At 62.9% G+C, this 16769-nt stretch carries 12 protein-coding genes; 3 read left to right on the forward strand and 9 right to left on the reverse strand.

Going from position 1 to position 16769, the window contains the following annotated elements:
* Positions 1-12: 12 nt before the first annotated feature.
* Genes B7X49_RS04935 through B7X49_RS04945 form a run of 3 tightly spaced genes read right to left on the reverse strand, consistent with a single transcriptional unit; the run spans position 13 to position 6375 of the window.
* Positions 13-975 (reverse strand): glycosyltransferase family 2 protein, encoded by a 963-nt coding sequence (locus tag B7X49_RS04935; RefSeq protein ID WP_029310809.1) that lies wholly within the window; start codon positions 973-975, stop codon positions 13-15.
* Entirely contained in the window at positions 972-3659 is a 2688-nt protein-coding gene (locus tag B7X49_RS04940; protein WP_286703305.1) for a hypothetical protein, read from the reverse strand. Before B7X49_RS04940 ends, B7X49_RS04935 begins: the two co-directional genes overlap by 4 nt.
* A 4-nt stretch (positions 3660-3663) precedes the next feature.
* The gene (locus B7X49_RS04945; RefSeq protein WP_286703306.1) at positions 3664-6375 is read right to left on the reverse strand and encodes a hypothetical protein; all 2712 of its coding nucleotides are present in this window, start codon (positions 6373-6375) and stop codon (positions 3664-3666) included.
* A 131-nt stretch (positions 6376-6506) separates the two neighbouring features.
* Here B7X49_RS04945 and B7X49_RS04950 point away from each other — a divergent pair, with 131 nt between their 5' ends.
* The 3 genes from B7X49_RS04950 (at position 6507) to B7X49_RS04960 (ending at position 10651) form a co-directional block, all read left to right on the forward strand.
* Positions 6507-7943, forward strand: a complete 1437-nt coding sequence (locus tag B7X49_RS04950; RefSeq protein WP_286703307.1) for a DUF2142 domain-containing protein — start codon at positions 6507-6509, stop codon at positions 7941-7943.
* Positions 7944-8075: 132 nt separating this feature from the next.
* Positions 8076-10010, forward strand: coding sequence for an alpha/beta fold hydrolase (locus tag B7X49_RS04955; RefSeq protein ID WP_286703308.1), 1935 nt, complete (start codon positions 8076-8078; stop codon positions 10008-10010).
* Positions 10007-10651 carry a VC0807 family protein gene (locus B7X49_RS04960; protein WP_286703309.1) on the forward strand — a complete coding sequence of 215 codons (645 nt, stop codon included), beginning with the start codon at positions 10007-10009 and terminating at the stop codon, positions 10649-10651. The genes B7X49_RS04955 and B7X49_RS04960 overlap by 4 nt, the downstream gene beginning before the upstream one ends.
* Before the next feature lie 219 nt (positions 10652-10870).
* Here the strand turns inward: B7X49_RS04960 and B7X49_RS04965 are convergent, their stop codons facing one another.
* The 6 genes from B7X49_RS04965 to B7X49_RS04990 all read right to left on the reverse strand — a co-directional run bounded on the left by B7X49_RS04965 (position 10871) and on the right by B7X49_RS04990 (position 16739).
* Positions 10871-12715 (reverse strand): TRAP transporter large permease subunit, encoded by a 1845-nt coding sequence (locus B7X49_RS04965; RefSeq protein WP_286703310.1) that lies wholly within the window; start codon positions 12713-12715, stop codon positions 10871-10873.
* A gap of 21 nt (positions 12716-12736) precedes the next feature.
* Positions 12737-13756, reverse strand: a complete 1020-nt coding sequence (locus B7X49_RS04970) for a TRAP transporter substrate-binding protein (RefSeq protein ID WP_286703311.1) — start codon at positions 13754-13756, stop codon at positions 12737-12739.
* A gap of 281 nt (positions 13757-14037) precedes the next feature.
* Positions 14038-14250 (reverse strand): hypothetical protein, encoded by a 213-nt coding sequence (locus B7X49_RS04975; protein WP_286703312.1) that lies wholly within the window; start codon positions 14248-14250, stop codon positions 14038-14040.
* On the reverse strand, positions 14247-14510 hold the full coding sequence (locus B7X49_RS04980; protein ID WP_286703313.1) for a Hint domain-containing protein: 264 nt from the start codon (positions 14508-14510) through the stop codon (positions 14247-14249). The genes B7X49_RS04975 and B7X49_RS04980 overlap by 4 nt, the downstream gene beginning before the upstream one ends.
* 55 nt (positions 14511-14565) lie before the next feature.
* Positions 14566-15552 (reverse strand): Hint domain-containing protein, encoded by a 987-nt coding sequence (locus B7X49_RS04985; protein ID WP_286703314.1) that lies wholly within the window; start codon positions 15550-15552, stop codon positions 14566-14568.
* A gap of 254 nt (positions 15553-15806) precedes the next feature.
* On the reverse strand, positions 15807-16739 hold the full coding sequence (locus B7X49_RS04990) for a LysR family transcriptional regulator (protein ID WP_286703315.1): 933 nt from the start codon (positions 16737-16739) through the stop codon (positions 15807-15809).
* Between the last annotated feature and the right edge of the window lie 30 nt (positions 16740-16769).

A 16769-nucleotide genomic window follows, 5' to 3' on the forward strand; every position in this document is an offset into this window, starting at 1 on the left:
GGCGCCGCAGCCTTATTCCGGGTCGGGCGGCTGCCAGACGGCGCGGACCAGATAGATCGGGCGTTGTTTGCTCTCTTCATAGAGCCGGCCCAAGTATTCGCCGAGCACGCCGAGCGCGAGCAGCTGCACGCCGCCAAGAAACAGCACGGCGACCAGCAGCGAGGGATAGCCCTTGACCGGGTTGCCGTAGACCAGTTTGTTGAAGATGGTGATGATTGCGTAGATGAACGCAAACACCGAAACGCCGAAACCGAGGTAGGACGCAAGCCGCAGCGGCGCGCTGGAGAAACTGGTGATGCCCTCGATCGCGAAATTCCAGAGCTTCCAGTAGTTCCAGGTGGTGGTGCCGGCGTGGCGGGGCGCGCGGTCGTAGGTGATGGTCGCGGTGCGAAATCCGACCCAGGCGAACAGGCCTTTCATGAAGCGCCGGCGTTCCGGCAGGCGTTTCAGCGCCTCCAGCGCCGGCCGCGAGATCAGGCGGAAATCGCCGGTATCGGCCGGAATATCGACCTGGCTCATCCGGTTGATCACCCGGTAGAACGCGTGCGCGGTGGCGCGTTTGACCGGGCCATCGCCCTCGCGCGAGGAGCGCACGGCGTTCACCACCTCGAAGCCTTCGCGCCATTTCGCGATGAGCGCGGGGATAATCTCCGGCGGGTCCTGCAGATCGGCATCGAGCGGGATGACGGCATCGCCCCGCGCAAAATCGAGCCCCGCGGTCAGGGCGGCTTCCTTGCCGAAATTGCGCGACAGGTCGATCACGCGCACGCGGGCATCGCGCTCGGCGAGGGCGACCAGCCGGGCGAGCGTGTCATCGCGGCTGCCATCGTTGACGCAGACCAGCTCCCACGGATCGGCCCCGGCATCGAGCACGGCGGCGAGGCGCGCGTGCAGGGTCTGCACGTTTTCGGCTTCGTTATGAAACGGCACGATGATCGAAATGAGCGATGGCGCGGGCGGTAAGGCGTTGGTCATTGCGCGTGCCGTCCTTTCGGGCTGATCCATCGCCCCACCATCTGCCACATCAGCACCAGCGCGCCCAGCCAGAAACCGAGCCACGCCCAGCCCGCGTAAGGCGGGCTGAAGCGGAAGCGGACGATATTCCGCCCGGCGTGCAGCGCGATGCTCTGCACCACGGCGTGATGCACATGAATAGCAACCCTCGCGCCGTTATCGGTCGCGTGCCAGCCGGCCATGAAGAGTTCGCGGCGGATCAGCGTGGCGGCGGCAGGACAATCGATGATCGCGCCATTGGCGCTGTGCGCGCCGATCCGGCAGGCGGCGCCGGTGGTGGTGTAAAACGGCTCCGCGCCGGCCAGCCGCCAGATCGTCATCAATTTGTCGGTATAGACTTTGCGGAACAAGGCTTGGTCGGGGCGGACGCTGAAGGCGATTTCGGGGCTGCGGTGCAGGATTGTGCCGGCCGTGGCGGTGGTCAGATGGCTGGAGTTGGCCGGGTACAGCCAGATGGCGTCTGGCGAGGTACCGGAGATATGATCGATTTCGAGGGTGAAGGCCGCACCGGGTTGCAGCGGAATTGCTGGCGCGAGCGGCACGGTGAACGGCATATTGTCGTGCGAGCGGCGCAGATCCGCGCTGCCGATGCCACAGAGACCGTTGCTGCATAGTCTCATGGCCATCGTACCGGTTGCGGTGTTGTCGTAATTGCCCTGGTTGATGCCGATCTGGCTGATCGGGGGCATGGCGGCGAGGCCTCGCGGCGCGATGCCGCGCACGGTGACGGATTGGCCGGGATAAAGCGGCAGGGCTGTGGCGCGACCGTGAGGGGCGGGGTACGTCATCGATGGGCTGAGCGCGGCATCGGGTCCGGTCAGAACGTAGCGCACGCCGAGATATCGATAGTCCCGCTGAAAGTGCTCGATGTCGTGCGCGGCGCCGCCGATTGAAAACGGCCGGAACGGTGCAAAGAAAATATCGCCATTGCCGAAGCTGGGATTGTCGATCAGATGATGGCGCACGAAATGCACCCAGTTCGCCGCGACCGGCAGATAGATATGATTGAGGCTGGGCAGGCGGAAATAGGCGCTGTAGTTGGGGTCGAGCGGGCCTAACGTGTAGTAGCGGTGCAAACCAAGGTGAGACTTCAGATAATCGATCCCGCGCCGGTCAAGCGTGCCGGGTTGGTGGCCGGATAGCTGCGGCACGATGAACAGCAGCATCGCATTGACCACGATGAGGCCGGCAAGGCACCAACGGCGACACTCGCCCCGCAGGACGAGCCAGACGATGACGACCAGCCCGAGGGCGATCAGTTCGAAACCGAGCGCGCGCACCAGCCAGAACACCATGACGCCCCGATAGGTCGCGTGCCAGTGCCAGGCCGCCGCCCAGGGCGATGCCAAATCGATCGCGAGGCCGAGGATGGCCAGCGTCACGATCAGCGGGATCAGCGGTTTGACGCGGTTGGACCGCAAATCATCGATCGCGAAAGATGCGGGAATGATCAGGGCGAGTTCCCAACTCGGCGAGGAATAGCGCGAGAACACGACATTCTTCATCAGCGGCACGGCATTCACCAGCGCCATGATCGGCGGAAAACCGAACGTCTTGCCGAGGCTGAGCACGATCCATACCGCCAGCAGCGCAACCAGCGGCCGATCACGCCGGGAGGCGAAACCGGCGGCGCCGAACAGGACCAGCAGCAGGCCGACATAGCCGCCGGTCGAGGCTGAGACATCGAGCAAGAGGGGGCTGGCGGCACCCATGCCGAGCGGGCCATACACATAGGGCAGAACCGTGACCGCGAAGCCGCGGTAATTGATGTAATCGGTACCGAACTGATGGGTGGCAAAGACACCGCTCGCCATCGAGAAATCGAAAAACGCGATGATCTGCGGCGATGCGATCAACAGTCCCGCAACACCGCCGAGCGTGATGCTGCCAATGAAGCGGCGCAGGTCCGGTACCTGGAACGCCCGAACCACCGCCCAGAGCAGGGCGAGCACGCCATCGATATAGGCCGTTTCAGGAAACCCGGCCAGGATCGATCCGCCGATGCCGAGCCCGACCAGCACGATTGCGCGGCGCTGGTGGGCGGGGTCGCGCGCATCTTCGATCCCGTGCAGCAGCAGCGGCAGGAACGGCATCACGTTCAGGATGGTTTCGCCCGGCACCCAGGCGAAGGTGCCGCTGAAGGCGAACAGCAGCCCGCCCGCCAGCGCGCTCAACCGGCCAAGCTCGAGCCGCCGGAGCAAAGCGAATGTAGCGATGCCGGCAAAAATCTGGAGTGAAATTTCGAGCCAGATGATGCCGCTCTGAAACGACAGCAGCAGCACGAAGGGCAGAAACAGCGCCGCCGGCTGCATCTCGCCGGCCAGCGGCAGGCCGATGCCGGAATAGGGGTTCCACCACGGGATGATGAAATGCAACCAGTCCTGCGCTGCAAGATGGCCAAGGGCCTGGTTCGTCCAGCCAACATTGGGGTCGCTGAAATCCAAGGCGAAGATAATGCTGCGCCCGATGCCGGTGACCGCACCGGATTCCGTCCAGATCGGGTTGGAACTGAGGCCGGTGAGCCAGGAGGCGGCGTGGCCCAGAAACGGCGCGAGGATGAGGATCAGGATCGGCACGCGGGGGTAGCGGTCGAGATGTTCAGCGCCGTCTTGCCGGATCGGCGAAGTTGTCCGCTCGCCACTCACTGATCTAACCAGCTCGATAGTGCTGATTGGTCGTGCCGAAGCGCTGGTTCCGTGGCATCAGCAGAATGATCAGAAGGCCCAAAACTGCGAGCCAGAAGCCGATCCATGCATACGTGACGTAAGGGGGCCAGAACGCGAACCTGACGTGGTTGATCCCCGGTCTGAGAACGATCTTCTGAACGATGCCGCCAGCGACATCGACGGGAACTAGGGCGCCATTGTCCGTGGCGTGCCAACCCGCCATTGACAATTCACGACGAACGAGCGTCGCCCTACCGGCACAATTTGCAATCAAACGGCTGAATGTTGCGTTTGTAATATGACAAGAGGCCCCCGATGTCGTGTAAAACGGATCAGCTCCATTGTTCCGCCAGATTTGCATCAGATTGTCACGGTAGACTGATTTGAAGCGTTCTACGCCGCCGCCTTTTCCGAAAATCAGCCGAATCGTAGCGTTTGGGAGCGCCTGGCCAGACCCGGTGCGCAGGGTTACGCCCGCGCCGCGATGCGGCCACAGCCATACCGCGTCGCCGTGAGTGCCGTTCAGATGGCTGATCGTCGCAGTAAATGCCTCACCGGGCTTGATCGACACAGGAGGGGCGAGGTTGACGAAAAACGGACTGTTGTCGCCCGACTCGGCAAGATTACGCTGCCCCTGACCGCATTTTCCATCAGCACATAGAGTGATCGACAGAATACCGTCTGCGGTATTGTTGAAATTGCCTTGGAATACGCCGAGTTTTGCAATCGGAGGAAAATTGGTAAATTGGTCTGATGCCGTTTCATGAACCGTCAAGGATTCGCCCGCATTGAGCGGCATGGGGCGTTCGGGCGAACCGTCGGGTGGAACCGCGACCGTCGAGGCCATGGTCACGCCCGGTGTCGTGACGATATAATTGACACCCAGGAACCGATAATATCGACCATCACTATTGATATCGTTGATCGAGGTGGTTTCTTGCATCGGCGGAAACGACGGCCAAAATACGATACCGCCTTGCCCTAGTATCGCACGACTGAGGTTCTTTTCGATGTAATTGACCCAGTTACTTGCGATCGGAGAATAGTTATGGTCAAGACTGGGAATCTGGAAATAGGCGGAATAGTTGGGCTGGATTGGGCCAAGACTATAAAAGCGACCAAGACCAACATGATGCCGTAGAAACCGGATTGCAGACCAGTCGACCCGCCCCGGTTTGACGCCAGATAACTGAGGTATTGAAAACAAACCCATTGTGTTAACGATCAAGACCGCGCCGAGGATCAAGCGGCGGGTTTCGCCGCGAAACGTGAACCAGAGGGCCGCCGCGACGATCAGCACAATAATTTCAAGACCCGTTGCACGGTATAGCCACGTCACCATGATGTGCCGATCCATTGCATTCCAATGCCAACCCTGTGCCCATGGCCAGGCGAGATAAATCGCATCCATGATCGCAAACAGGGTAGCAACGAACCCCAGGATGGGTCGCCAGAGACCTGGCGAGGCCTCATCGAGTCCAACTGCCACAAGCACCACCATCGCGAGTTCCCAAGATGGCGCAGCATAGCGGAAAAACTCTACATCGCGCATGAACGGCATCGCATTCATGGCAACCATAACTGGCGGGAAAGCAAAGGTTTTTCCCATACTAAGCGCTAGCCAGATGGCCAATATGATGGATAGCGCCGGGTTGCGACGCTGGGTCAACCCAATCACTGCGAGGGGGATCATAAACGCGGCGCAGTAGCCACCCATACCGCCATCGACATAGAGCATTTGCGTGCTGCCGAGATTATTCGCGAGTGTGCCAAAGATGTATGGAACGACAAAGCCTGCAAAGGAGCGACGGTCGAGTCCAAGCAGCCCAACCAGATGGCTCTGAACAATGGAACTGGCGATCCCGAAGTCCGCAAACGCGACGATGACCGGCCCGGCCAGCAGCAGGCCAAGCAGACCTCCTACGACAACACGCAGCAAGAACGCGACACGATGCGGTTCTGTGACGAAGCGGCAGACCATCCAGAGCAGCGCCATGGTACCGTTGATGTAAGCCGCCTCCGGAAACCCAGCGACAATCGACCCGCCAATGGACAACGCAACAACAAGAATACTGATACGACCACCGGTGCGGTCGCGGGCGTATTCGATACCGAGCAGCAATAGAGGCAAAAATGGCATCACATTCAAGTTGGCTTCGTTTGGAACCCAACTGAAGGTGCCATTGAACTGATAAAGAATGGCCCCGATCAGGGCGCTCGACCGGCCAGTGCCCAAACGGCGCAATAACAGATAGGTTACAACGCCGGCAAAGACCTGAAGAGAGGCTTCAAGCCAAAACATGCCACCCTGAAACGCGAGCAACAGCACGAAGGGAAGAAAGAACGCGGCCGGCTGCATTTCGCCTGCAAGCGGCAGGCCGATCCCGGAATAGGGATTCCACCATGGAATTCTACCGTGCAACCAATCATGCGCGACAAGATGGCCAAGCGCCTGATTGGTCCAACCGACGTTGGGATCACCGAACGACCAGCCGGCCAGAAGCTGGGGACCGACGCCGAGAACCGCACCCGATTGCGTCCAGATCGGGTTCGAACTCAGCCCGAGGATCACCGATGGCAGATGGCCGATCAGCGGTAGCAGCACCAACAAAACCGGGATGATCCAGGGTCGGCGATCGAGAACAGAGGACGAAGCGCTTGGCGGGTTGGTGGCGGTCAGCGGCTTGGTCCCCAAACGGTATCTCCGGAACGTAGTGCGGTCGTGGCGCCGCACGTGGCTGATTGCGTGTAACGGCGAATTCGCGATCGGTCCATGCCGAACCGCCGCACGTGCCAAATGCTGGGCAATCGGGCATGATCTTGCGCATGAACCGATTCCGCTGGCCGCATCTGATCGCACAATTGGGGCTGGCCGGTCTGTTTCTGGTCCTCAGCCTCGCCACCGGCCTGCGCCTCGCGTTGCTCACGCCGATCGGCCAGGTGGCCGATGAGCCTGCGCATATCGCGCGGGCCGGGGCGCTGTTGCACGGCCAGTGGCTCGGGCGGCGGGTGCCGTTCAAGCCGGTTGGCAAGGCCGAGGTGATCGTTCCGGCGACGCGGATCAATTTCGGGTTGTTGAATGCCTCGATCGGCGAGATGAACGCCACCTGCACAGCGCCGGCCTCAATCGCCAGCACCGCGCGCCAGCCCTGGACCAAGGCGCAGATCATCGACATCGATTTCAACACAACGCAGTATTTTCCAGCACTTTATCTGCCCGGCACGCTCGGCATCGCGGCCGGCCGCGCGGTCGGGCAGCGCCCGTTGGCCGCGCTGTTCACCGGGCGGGTGGGCATGCTGCTCGCCTATGTGCTGGTCGGCATGCTCGCCATCGCCATTGCGCGGTTCGGCCGGGCCGTGCTGTTCGCCACATTGTCGTTCCCCGAGGCGCTGAGCCTTGGCGCGTCGTTCAACCAGGATGGCATGTTGATCGCGCTCAGCGCGCTGGCCGGTGCGTTGCTCACGCTCGATCCGGTGCGGCATCGGCGGTGGCGCTGGTGGTTTCTGCCGGTGATGACGCTGATCATTCTCTCCAAGCCGCCGTACGGGCTGTTGCTGTTCGCGGTGCTGGCGCCGCTCGCGCTGCCGCACCGCTGGCGGCGCCTGGCGCTGACCGCGCTTTGGGCAATCCCGCCGCTGATCTGGGTCGCGATCATGACGCGGGTCTCACTGATGCCGTATCTGCTCGGCCCGTATCATCCAGGCCCGCTGTGGCCGGGGCCGGCCAGCACCATGTTCAGCACGACCGATCCGGCGGCCGCCGCGCGCGTGTTTCTGGCCGACCCCGCCCGATTGCTCACCCTGCCGGTCGGGTTTCTGGTGGCGAATTTCGGGTTCCTGGTGAAATCGGGCATCGGCATGTTGGGCTGGCTAAGCATCAGCCTGGCGCCGCCGGCCTATCTCGGCTGGGACATCGCCAGTCTGTGTGCCGCACTCGGCGTGCTGGCGGCGCCGCGCGCGGCTGGGCTGCGCTGGTCATGGCGCGATGCGGCGCTGATCCTCGCGCTGGTGGTCCTCAGCGTGCTGGCGGTCGAGATTGCGGTCTATCTGAGTTGGGACAAAGTGGGCAGCGCGATGATCTACGGTCCGCAGGGCCGCTATTATCTGTTGTTCCTGCCGTTCCTGATGCTGATAATTCCCCGCCTCGGCGGGCGGATCAGCGCCATCGCCGCACCGCTCAGCGCGTTGCCGGCGGTGGTGATGGCGGCGATCGATGTCTGGTACGTCCCCGGCCTGCTGCTGCGGCGCTTCTGCCTGGGTTGAAGGCCGGCGCTATCTCGTTTTCGTGAGATACGCCTTTGACGGCGGGTTTTACCGCGCCCACGCCCCCTGCCCGCTTGCGTTCACCGCGTTTGAAGGCATCTTGGAGGGCATTGCTCTCGATGGGGGATATCCATGAACGCTTTCACGACGACGCCGTTGATTTCGCGGGCCGCACTGTTCGGCAATCCGAGTCGGCGGGGTGCTGCGATCAGCCCGGATGGGGCACATATCACGTTTCTCGCACCGTTGGATGGGGTGATGAATGTGTTCATCGCCCCGCGCGCCGCGCTCGATCAGGCCACGCCGTTGACCCGCGAAACAAAGCGCGGCGTGCCGTTTTATGAATGGGCAAAGGATTCGCGTCATGTGCTGGTCGGGCGCGATACCGATGGGGATGAGAATTATCACATCCACGCCGTCGATATCAAAACCGGTGCGGCGCGGGATTTGACGCCGTTCGAGGGCGTGCGGGCGGAGCTCGCGAAGGTTTCGCGCCAGCACCCCGGGGCGGTCGTGATCAGTCATAACGCGCGCAATCCGCAGTTTCCGGATTTGGTCCGGGTCGATATCGCTACCGGTGAGGCAACGATGATCGCAGAAAATCCGGGGTTTGCCGGCTTCGGGATCGATGATGATTTCGCGGTGCGGTATGCGGTCGTGATCCAGCCAGATGGCAGCCAGCTGGTGCTGCGGCCGGATGCGGCGGCGGGGTGGGCGGAGTTCATGCGGTTCGCGCCGGAGGATGCCATGACATCCGGCATCGAAGATCTTTTCGCGTCGGATGGCAGCACGCTGCTGCGATCGAGCGCGGGGCGGGATACCGCGGCGTTATATCGGCTCGATTTCGCAACCGGTGCGGCACACGAAATTGCGGCGGATGCGCGGGCGGATATCGGCGCGGTCCTGGTCGATCCGCACTCGAAAGCGCCCCTGGCCTACAGCGTGAATTACGAGCGCAACCGGTATGTGGCGCTCGATGCGGCGGTGGCGGCGGATCTGGCGTTTCTGGATGGGGCGGGGATCGGTGACTGGGGCTTGCAATCGCGCACCGATGACGACCGGTTGTGGGTGGTCGGCGCCGATGCGGATACCGCGCCGGCCGCAGCGTATCTGTACGACCGGACTTTGAAGACGCTGGAAAAACTCTATGATTCGCGCCCTGAACTCGCGGATGCGCCGCTGGCGGCAATGCATCCGGTGGTGATCGACGCGCGCGATGGGTTGAAGCTGGTATGTTACCTGACCCTGCCAAAGGGGAGTGATGAGGCAACACCGGGGCGGCCGGCGCAGGCGTTGCCGATGGTGCTGATGGTGCACGGCGGGCCGTGGGCGCGCGATACGTTCGGCTACAATTCCTACCATCAATGGCTGGCGAACCGGGGTTATGCGGTGCTTTCCGTCAATTTCCGCGCCTCCACCGGGTTCGGCAAGGGGTTCCTGAACGCGGGCAACTACGAATGGGGCCGCGCGATGGACGACGATCTGCTCGATGCGGTGGATTGGGCGATCGGGGCCGGCATCGCCGATGCGTCGCGCATTGCGATCATGGGCGGATCCTACGGCGGCTACGCAACACTCGCGGCGATGACGCGCAACCCGACCAAATACGCCTGCGGCGTCGATATCGTCGGCCCGTCGAATCTGGAAACGCTGCTGGCGACGATCCCGCCCTATTGGGAAGCGGCGAAGGCGATTTTCCATAAATCGATCGGCGATCCCGACACCGCGGATGGCCTGGCGTTGCTGCGCGAACGCTCGCCGGTACACCTCGCGGACCGCTTGGCCCGGCCGCTGCTGATCGGCCAGGGTGCCAACGACCCGCGGGTGAAACAGGCGGAATCCGACCAGATGGTCGCGGCACTGAAGGCAAAAGGGATCGCGGTAAGCTACGTGCTCTTCCCCGATGAAGGGCACGGGTTCGCCCGGCCAGAGAACAATATTGCGTTCAACGCGATTACCGAGCAGTTTCTCGCAGCGCATCTGGGCGGACGGGCGGACCCGATCGGGGCGGATGAAATCTCCCGCTCCACCGCGCAAATATTGGAAGGTGCCGATACGCTCTCATGACGACCGAACCGAAATCGCCGCTGATCACCCGCAAACGCGTGATGCTGGGGCTGGAACTCGTCTTCAACTTCCTGCTGCCCTGGATCGTGTATCGGGTGGCGAAACCCCATGTCGGCGAGATCCACGCCATCATGGCCTCCGCCGCGCCGCCGATGGCCTGGAGCCTGGTGGAGTTTGCCCGCAAGCGGCGGGTGGACGCCATTTCGGTGATGGTGCTAGGCGGCATCGGACTTTCACTGCTCGGCTTCGCGCTCGGCGGATCGCCGAAATTGCTCCTGATGCGGGAATCGCTGATCACCGGGTTGATCGGCATCGTGTTCGTGGGCTCGGCCATCATCGGCCGACCCCTGATGTACGTGCTGGCAAGCGCCAGCCTGAAACGCCAATCCGCCGAAGACAGCGCCGAGTTCGAAACCTATAAGGACGATCCCGCCTTCCGCCGCATGATGGGCGTAATGACCATCGTGTGGGGCATCGGCTTCATCGCGGAAACCGCCGTCCGCAGCGTGCTGGTATTCTCGCTGCCGGTCGGACGATTCCTGATCATCGGGCCAATCGTCGGATACTCAACCATCGGCCTGCTGATGCTATGGACCTTCCTATACGGCCGCGCGGCCGAGAAACGCGGGGTGTTGTCGTGAGGCGAGAAAGCAAGCAAGGCGGGGGGCTTTGCCCCCTCGACCCCCACTAAGGGCTTAGCCCTTAGAACCCGCTAGTTTTCGGCAAGGGGAGGGCGACACAGGCCAGATCGACGGAACCACCCAGGCAGCGCCCTCCCCTTGCCGAAAACTAATGGATTTTAAAGGCTCCGCCTTTAACGGGGTCGAGGGGCAGAGCCCCCGCCTTGCTTCCTCCCCGCGTCACAAAAACCCCGTCGATATCCACGGCACGGCGGCGATGACGATCAAGGTCACCACGAGGGTGGCCATGTAGGGCCAGATGCGGGTGACGGCTTCGTCGCTCGAGGTTTTGCTGATCAGGCAGGTTTGGTAGAAGCCGACGCCGAAGGGTGGCGAGAACAGGCCGATGCCCATCGCGAGGATCGAGACGATGGCGTATTGAACGACGTTGATACCAACCTGTTGGGCGATCGGGAACAGGAGGGGGCCGAACAGGACCATGGCGGGCAGGCCTTCGAGCACGCTGCCGAGCACGATGAACAGCAGGATCGAGACGGCCATGAAGCCGTATTTGCCGCCGGGGATACCGGTCATCGCGGCGGTCAGCGCCTGGGCGAAGCCGGCCTGGGTGAGTGCCCATGCCATGGCGCTGGCGGCGCCGATGATCAGCAGGATGGCGCCGGACAGGGCGGCGGTTTCGACCAGCAGGGGGAACAGGCGTTTGAGGTCGAAGCTACGGTAGATCGTGATGCCGACGAAGACGGCGTATATGACGCCGATGGTGGCGACTTCGGTGGCGGTGGCGATGCCGGCGAGCACGGCGTAGCGGATGAGGAACGGCAGGATCAGCGCGGGGATGGCGATGATGAACAGGCGCAGGGCTTCGCGCGGGGCGACGCTGGTGCCGCTGGGTGTTTCGCCGCGGGTACGAAAGAAGATCAGCACGATAAGGCCGAGTGCCGCGACCGCGGCGGGGAGCAGGCCGCCGGTGAACAGGGCGGCGGTGGAAACGCCGGTGACGGCGCCGACAATAATGAGAACAAGGCTGGGCGGAATGGTTTCCGACATGGCGGCGGCCGAAGCGAGCTGGGCGACGAGTTCGCCGGGCGGGATGCCGCGCCGTTTCATTTCGGGCAGCAGCACAGGGGCGACGGCGGCCTGATCGGCGGCTTTGGAGCCGGAGATGCCGGCGATGAGGTAGATGGCGCCGATCAACACGTAGGACAGGCCGCCGCGCCGGTTGCCGACCAGGGCGGTGAGCAGGTTGACCAGGGCGCGGGCGATACCGGTCATTTCCAGCAGCAGGCCGAGGACGACGAACATCGGCACGGCGAGCAGTTCGATCGAGGCCATGCCCTGGTCCATCTGGCTGATCACGATGGAGAGCGGAATCGAGGTGGTGAAGTAGATGTAGCCGATGGTGGCGATACCGAACGAGAAGGCGATGGGCACGCCGGCGAAGATGCAGACACCGACGATGACGACGAAAAAGACGACAAGGTCGCCGTTGCCGATGTCGTAGAGCAGGTTTTCGGAGGCCCAGAGACCGACGCCGATGGCGATGCCGATGGCAAGGGTGATCAGGAGTTCGGGCCAGGTGATGCCGGCAAAGAGTTGGCGGAGGGCGACGTAGAACAGCATGATCAGGGCAAGGATTTGCCCGGCGACTTCCCATGATCCGGGGATATGCAGGGTTGGCGTGGTGATCGCCTGCTGCGCCGCCATATAACCGAGCCCGGGGATAATGAGTTCGAGCGTGAACACCGCGACGATCAGCCCGGCGAGGCGGGCGAGGAAGCGCTGGCGGGAGGGGCTGAGTTTGGCGACCAGCACAGTCATGCGCATGTGTTCGCTACGGCGCAGGGCAATGACGGCGCCGAGGCTGACGAGCCACAGGAACAGGATTTCGGCGAGTTCGTTCGACCAGATCAGCGGCTTGTCGAGCCCGTAGCGGAACACGACGCCGACGAACAGGATGAGGATTTCAGTGACAACCAGGGCTCCGGCGAGCCCCTGGCTGACCCAGTCGACCGCCGTGTCCAGCCGCCCCAGAAGGGCGGCTGGCAGACTCGTTTTTGGTGTCATCACGCGAACGCTGCGGCCGGCTCAGGCCAGCTTGCCGGTGTAGGCCTCGAGCGCGGACCACAGGCTGGGGCCGAACTTGGCCTGCCAGTCCTTGTAGAACCCGGCCTTGACCAGCGCATCCTGAAACTGGCTGGGGTCGGTGGTGTTGAACATCATGCCCTGCTTGGTCAGCTTGCCTTGCAGCGAGTTGTTCAGCATGTTGTTGGCCATGCGCTGCTTGGGCGCCTGTTCGTTGAACGCGGCTTCAACGATCTTGCGATCGGCGGCGGGGAGCGATTTCCAGAAGGTGGCGTTCACCAGCATCCAGTAGCCGACCCACATGTGGTTGGTCATCGAGCAGTATTTCTGGACCTGGTAGTATTTTTGCGTCTCGATCAGGCCGAGCGGATTTTCCTGGCCATCGACCACCTTGGTCTGCAGCGCGGTGTAGAGTTCGGCGATGTTGAGCGAGGTTGGCGCGGCGCCGAGATATTTGAACAGCGAGACCGAAATCGGGCTGGGCGGGACGCGGATCTTGAAGCCCTTGAGGTCTGCGGGCGTCTTGATCGGCATCGTGCTCGTGGTGATCTGGCGGAAGCCCTCGTCCCAGATGCGGCGCATCGGGTAGACGCCGGCCTTCATGATATCGGCGCGGACGACATCGCCCACTTTGCCGTCGAGCGCCTTCCAGGCGGTTTCAATATTTTTGAACGCGAACCCGACGTTGTCGATCGCGGCACTCGGCACCAGGCTCGAGAGAATGTTATCACCGATGCCCATCATCTGGATCGCGCCGGAGCGCACTTCGGAGAGCATATGCGTATCATCGCCCAGTTCGTTGCTGGGGAACACCTGCACGCGGACGCGGCCCTTGGTTTCAGCGGCGATCATCTTGCCGGCTTCGGTCGCGTGGATGGCGGTGGGATGATCGATCGGCACGTCCAACCCGAGCTTGATAACATAGGGGCGCGCCGCGCGGGCCGCGCCGGGGGCCAGAACGGCAGCGCCCGCAGCGGCGCCGGCACCAAGCAGGAATTGCTTGCGTGAAATAGAGATGGTCATTGGATCACTCCCTTCCGGTTTACGATGTCGATCCGTTCGACAATCGCAATGAATAAATCATACGTTTACGCAGCCTTACGCGGGCCTCATCTATCGGGTTCAGATGGCTTTGACAAACCCGAGGCGGTGGTGTGGTGAGACCGGGCGCGAGGGATCGTTTTTGAGCAAAAACGAGGTAAAGCACTTTTTTTAATCAGGCAATCATCGGCCACAACGGCCGGAACCGTATTGATGGGGTTTTGTGCTTATTTTCTGGTCAAATAATGAAATTCCGCGGTAATTTATGCAGATACGGCTTGCAATGTCCCAGGCGGGATCGACAGCGGATACGCCAATGTCGCCGCGATCGTGATCACGATATCCCGGCCGCCGGCCACGATCCGGGCCGGGACCACGCTGGCGCCGTCGGTCCAGCGGCCATCGGGTTCGGGGCTGTACCAGCCTTCGGTCAGGTCCGGGTGATCGAGCGGGATCGCCGTGCCGTCGATCGTCAATGTCGCAATCTTGATCCCGAGTTCGCGGCGGTCGCACGGGTGCCGTCGTGGCGGATGATACTGTCGCCGATGCACAATTCCTCGACCGGAACCTCGCCGCGTGTGGTGAGAATGCGGGTGCCCGTAGTGAAGCAGGGCGCGGGTTCCCTGACGACATCGGGCGTGATCGGCCCGTCGGCGACGGTGAGGGCTGTCGGGTAGCGGGCACTGCCGAGCGTGACGCCATTGGTGCCGGTGCGATCGATCGTGCTGCCCGACATGGTGGATCTCCGTCTGAACTGGTTTGCAGAGAGGGGCAGGTTTCGGATCAGCCCGTCAGCGTGCGCGGTGGCGTACGCGCGTCGCGCTCCGCCCGAGCGGATAAGCCAAGGTCGCGGCGATGCTGACGGCGATCTCAGCCGAGTCGGTCAGCAATGCCGCGGGGATCACCGCTGCCCCGTCGGTCCAGCGCCCGCCGGGTTCGGGGTTGTGCCAGCCTTCGGTCAGGGCCGTGTGGTCGAGCGGGATGATCGTGTCGTCGATCGTCAGTGTCGCGATCTTGATGCCGAGCTGGCGGCAGTCGCGCGGGTCGTGGGTGATGTGGCCGGGAATGGCGCTGCGGCTTTCAATGATCGCGGCACCATCGGCGCGGCGGCGGATGATCATCGCGGGATCACTGGTGGTGGTGATGGCGGCGCGTGCCAGCAGGCGGCGGCGGACGCGTTCGATGATGCGGCCCGCGGTCGCGAACGGTGCGCAGCCATCCGATTCGCGGCGGGATTGCGCAAATTCGGGGTGCAGAACGAGTGGTCCGTCGCCGTTGTCGAACGCGGCGCGACTGCGGGTTTTGCGGAGGGATTCCGCCGGAACACCCTCGGCCTGCACCACGGCGTGGGTCGGCAGCTCGACATGATAATAGGTGATGGTCCCTGATCCGACCTGACGGATGGTAACGCCATTGATCAGCGCCCTGGCAGGGATCAGGTGACCTTCAAGCAACAACGCATGGTCAGGCGAAAGCATCAGGTCACGCCTGGGCATACCATCGGCGATGGCACTGGCCTCGATCAGTACGGGCAGGTCGCGTTCGCGCTGCGGGTGGAGGAGCAGATCGATCCGCCGATGTCCGAGCCATACGAGCGGTGCGGTCTGGCCATTTGCCAGAACAAGCGCCTCGCCAGCGCGCAGATGCTCCACCGCGACGTCGCCCCTGGCGGTCAGGATACGGGTCCCTGCGACGAAACAGGGCGGCGGGCTCGGGTCGGCCGCGCGGCCTTGCTTCAGTGCGGCGATCGTCGTGCTGCCGATGGTGCTGCTGCTCATGTCGGATGTTCCTGACTAGGGCGCCGGTGAACGCCACCAGGCGCGGCTGCACGTGGTGGGGTTACAAAGTGTGGAAACGACAGGTTCAGCGCGTGGAAATTCGGTCATCTGCAAAAACAAACTTTCGATTTATGCGTCGTCTGGAAAGGCTTGGTTCAGTAATTCGATAGGTTTTGTTAACCATGCTTGACCGAAACGGATAGCATAATAATCAGGCCGCCCCGTTGCCGAAAACAGAACGCGGCACGGCTGGTTCAGGCCTGATCGGTGCCGGACAGGCCGGCCCGCAGCGCCTCCGCCACGGCCTGGGCGCTGCTGGACAGAATGCGGCCGCGGCGGGCGGCAAGAAACAGCCGTGCGCTGGCGAGCTGCCGGTCAGCCAGGGGGATCGCGATGACGCCGTCGAGCGGCGCGCGGGCGCTGCCGGCGAGGTGGAACTGAAAGGACACCGCGTCGGTCAGGCGTACGTAGTGCTTCATCACCTCGAACATGTTGGTGATCAGCACCGGTTTGGTCTTGATGGTGGCACTGCCCATGGTGATTTCCGAATCGGCCAGGGCGGTATCGACCAGCGCACGCGCGGCGAGGTCGGCCTCGGCCAGGACGATCGGGTAGCCCAGGCAGTCGTGGATCGACAGTACGGGGTGGGCGGCCAGCGGATGGCCGATGCGCATCATGGCGCAGAACGACTTGCTGATCTCGGCGAGCACCGCGACATCGTGATGGTGCGGCTCCTCATGGGTCAGGATCAGATCGGCCCGGTCGTCCAGCAGATCAGCCAGCAGGGCGGCGGGCGTGCCGACCGCGACGCTGAACCGCACATGCGGAAATTGCTGCTGGAATTGCACCATCATGCCGGGCAGCAGTTCGATCGCCGCGGATTCGGCGGAGGCAAGGATGACATGGCCGCGCATCGGCCCCTGCAATTCCTGCAACGCCTCGCTGGTCTGGCGAACATCGGCCAGCACGCGGCGGACATGGGCGGCGAAGATTTCACCAGCCGGCGTGAGCTGCACACCTTTCTGCGAGCGGTCGAAGAAGGCGGTGCCGAGCTCGGCTTCGAGGTCGAGGATGCGGCGGCTGACCGCGGAAGCGGCAACGCGCAGTGCCTCCGCCGCGCCGCGGATCGACCCGTGGCGGATCACCGCATCGAAATACAGGTACAGGCGGGGTGGGGTGATGTCCAAGCGATCACTCTAGCCAGGTGCGGCGTGAAC

Source organism: Acidiphilium sp. 34-64-41 (genome assembly GCF_002282635.1).
Taxonomy (GTDB): domain Bacteria; phylum Pseudomonadota; class Alphaproteobacteria; order Acetobacterales; family Acetobacteraceae; genus Acidiphilium; species Acidiphilium rubrum.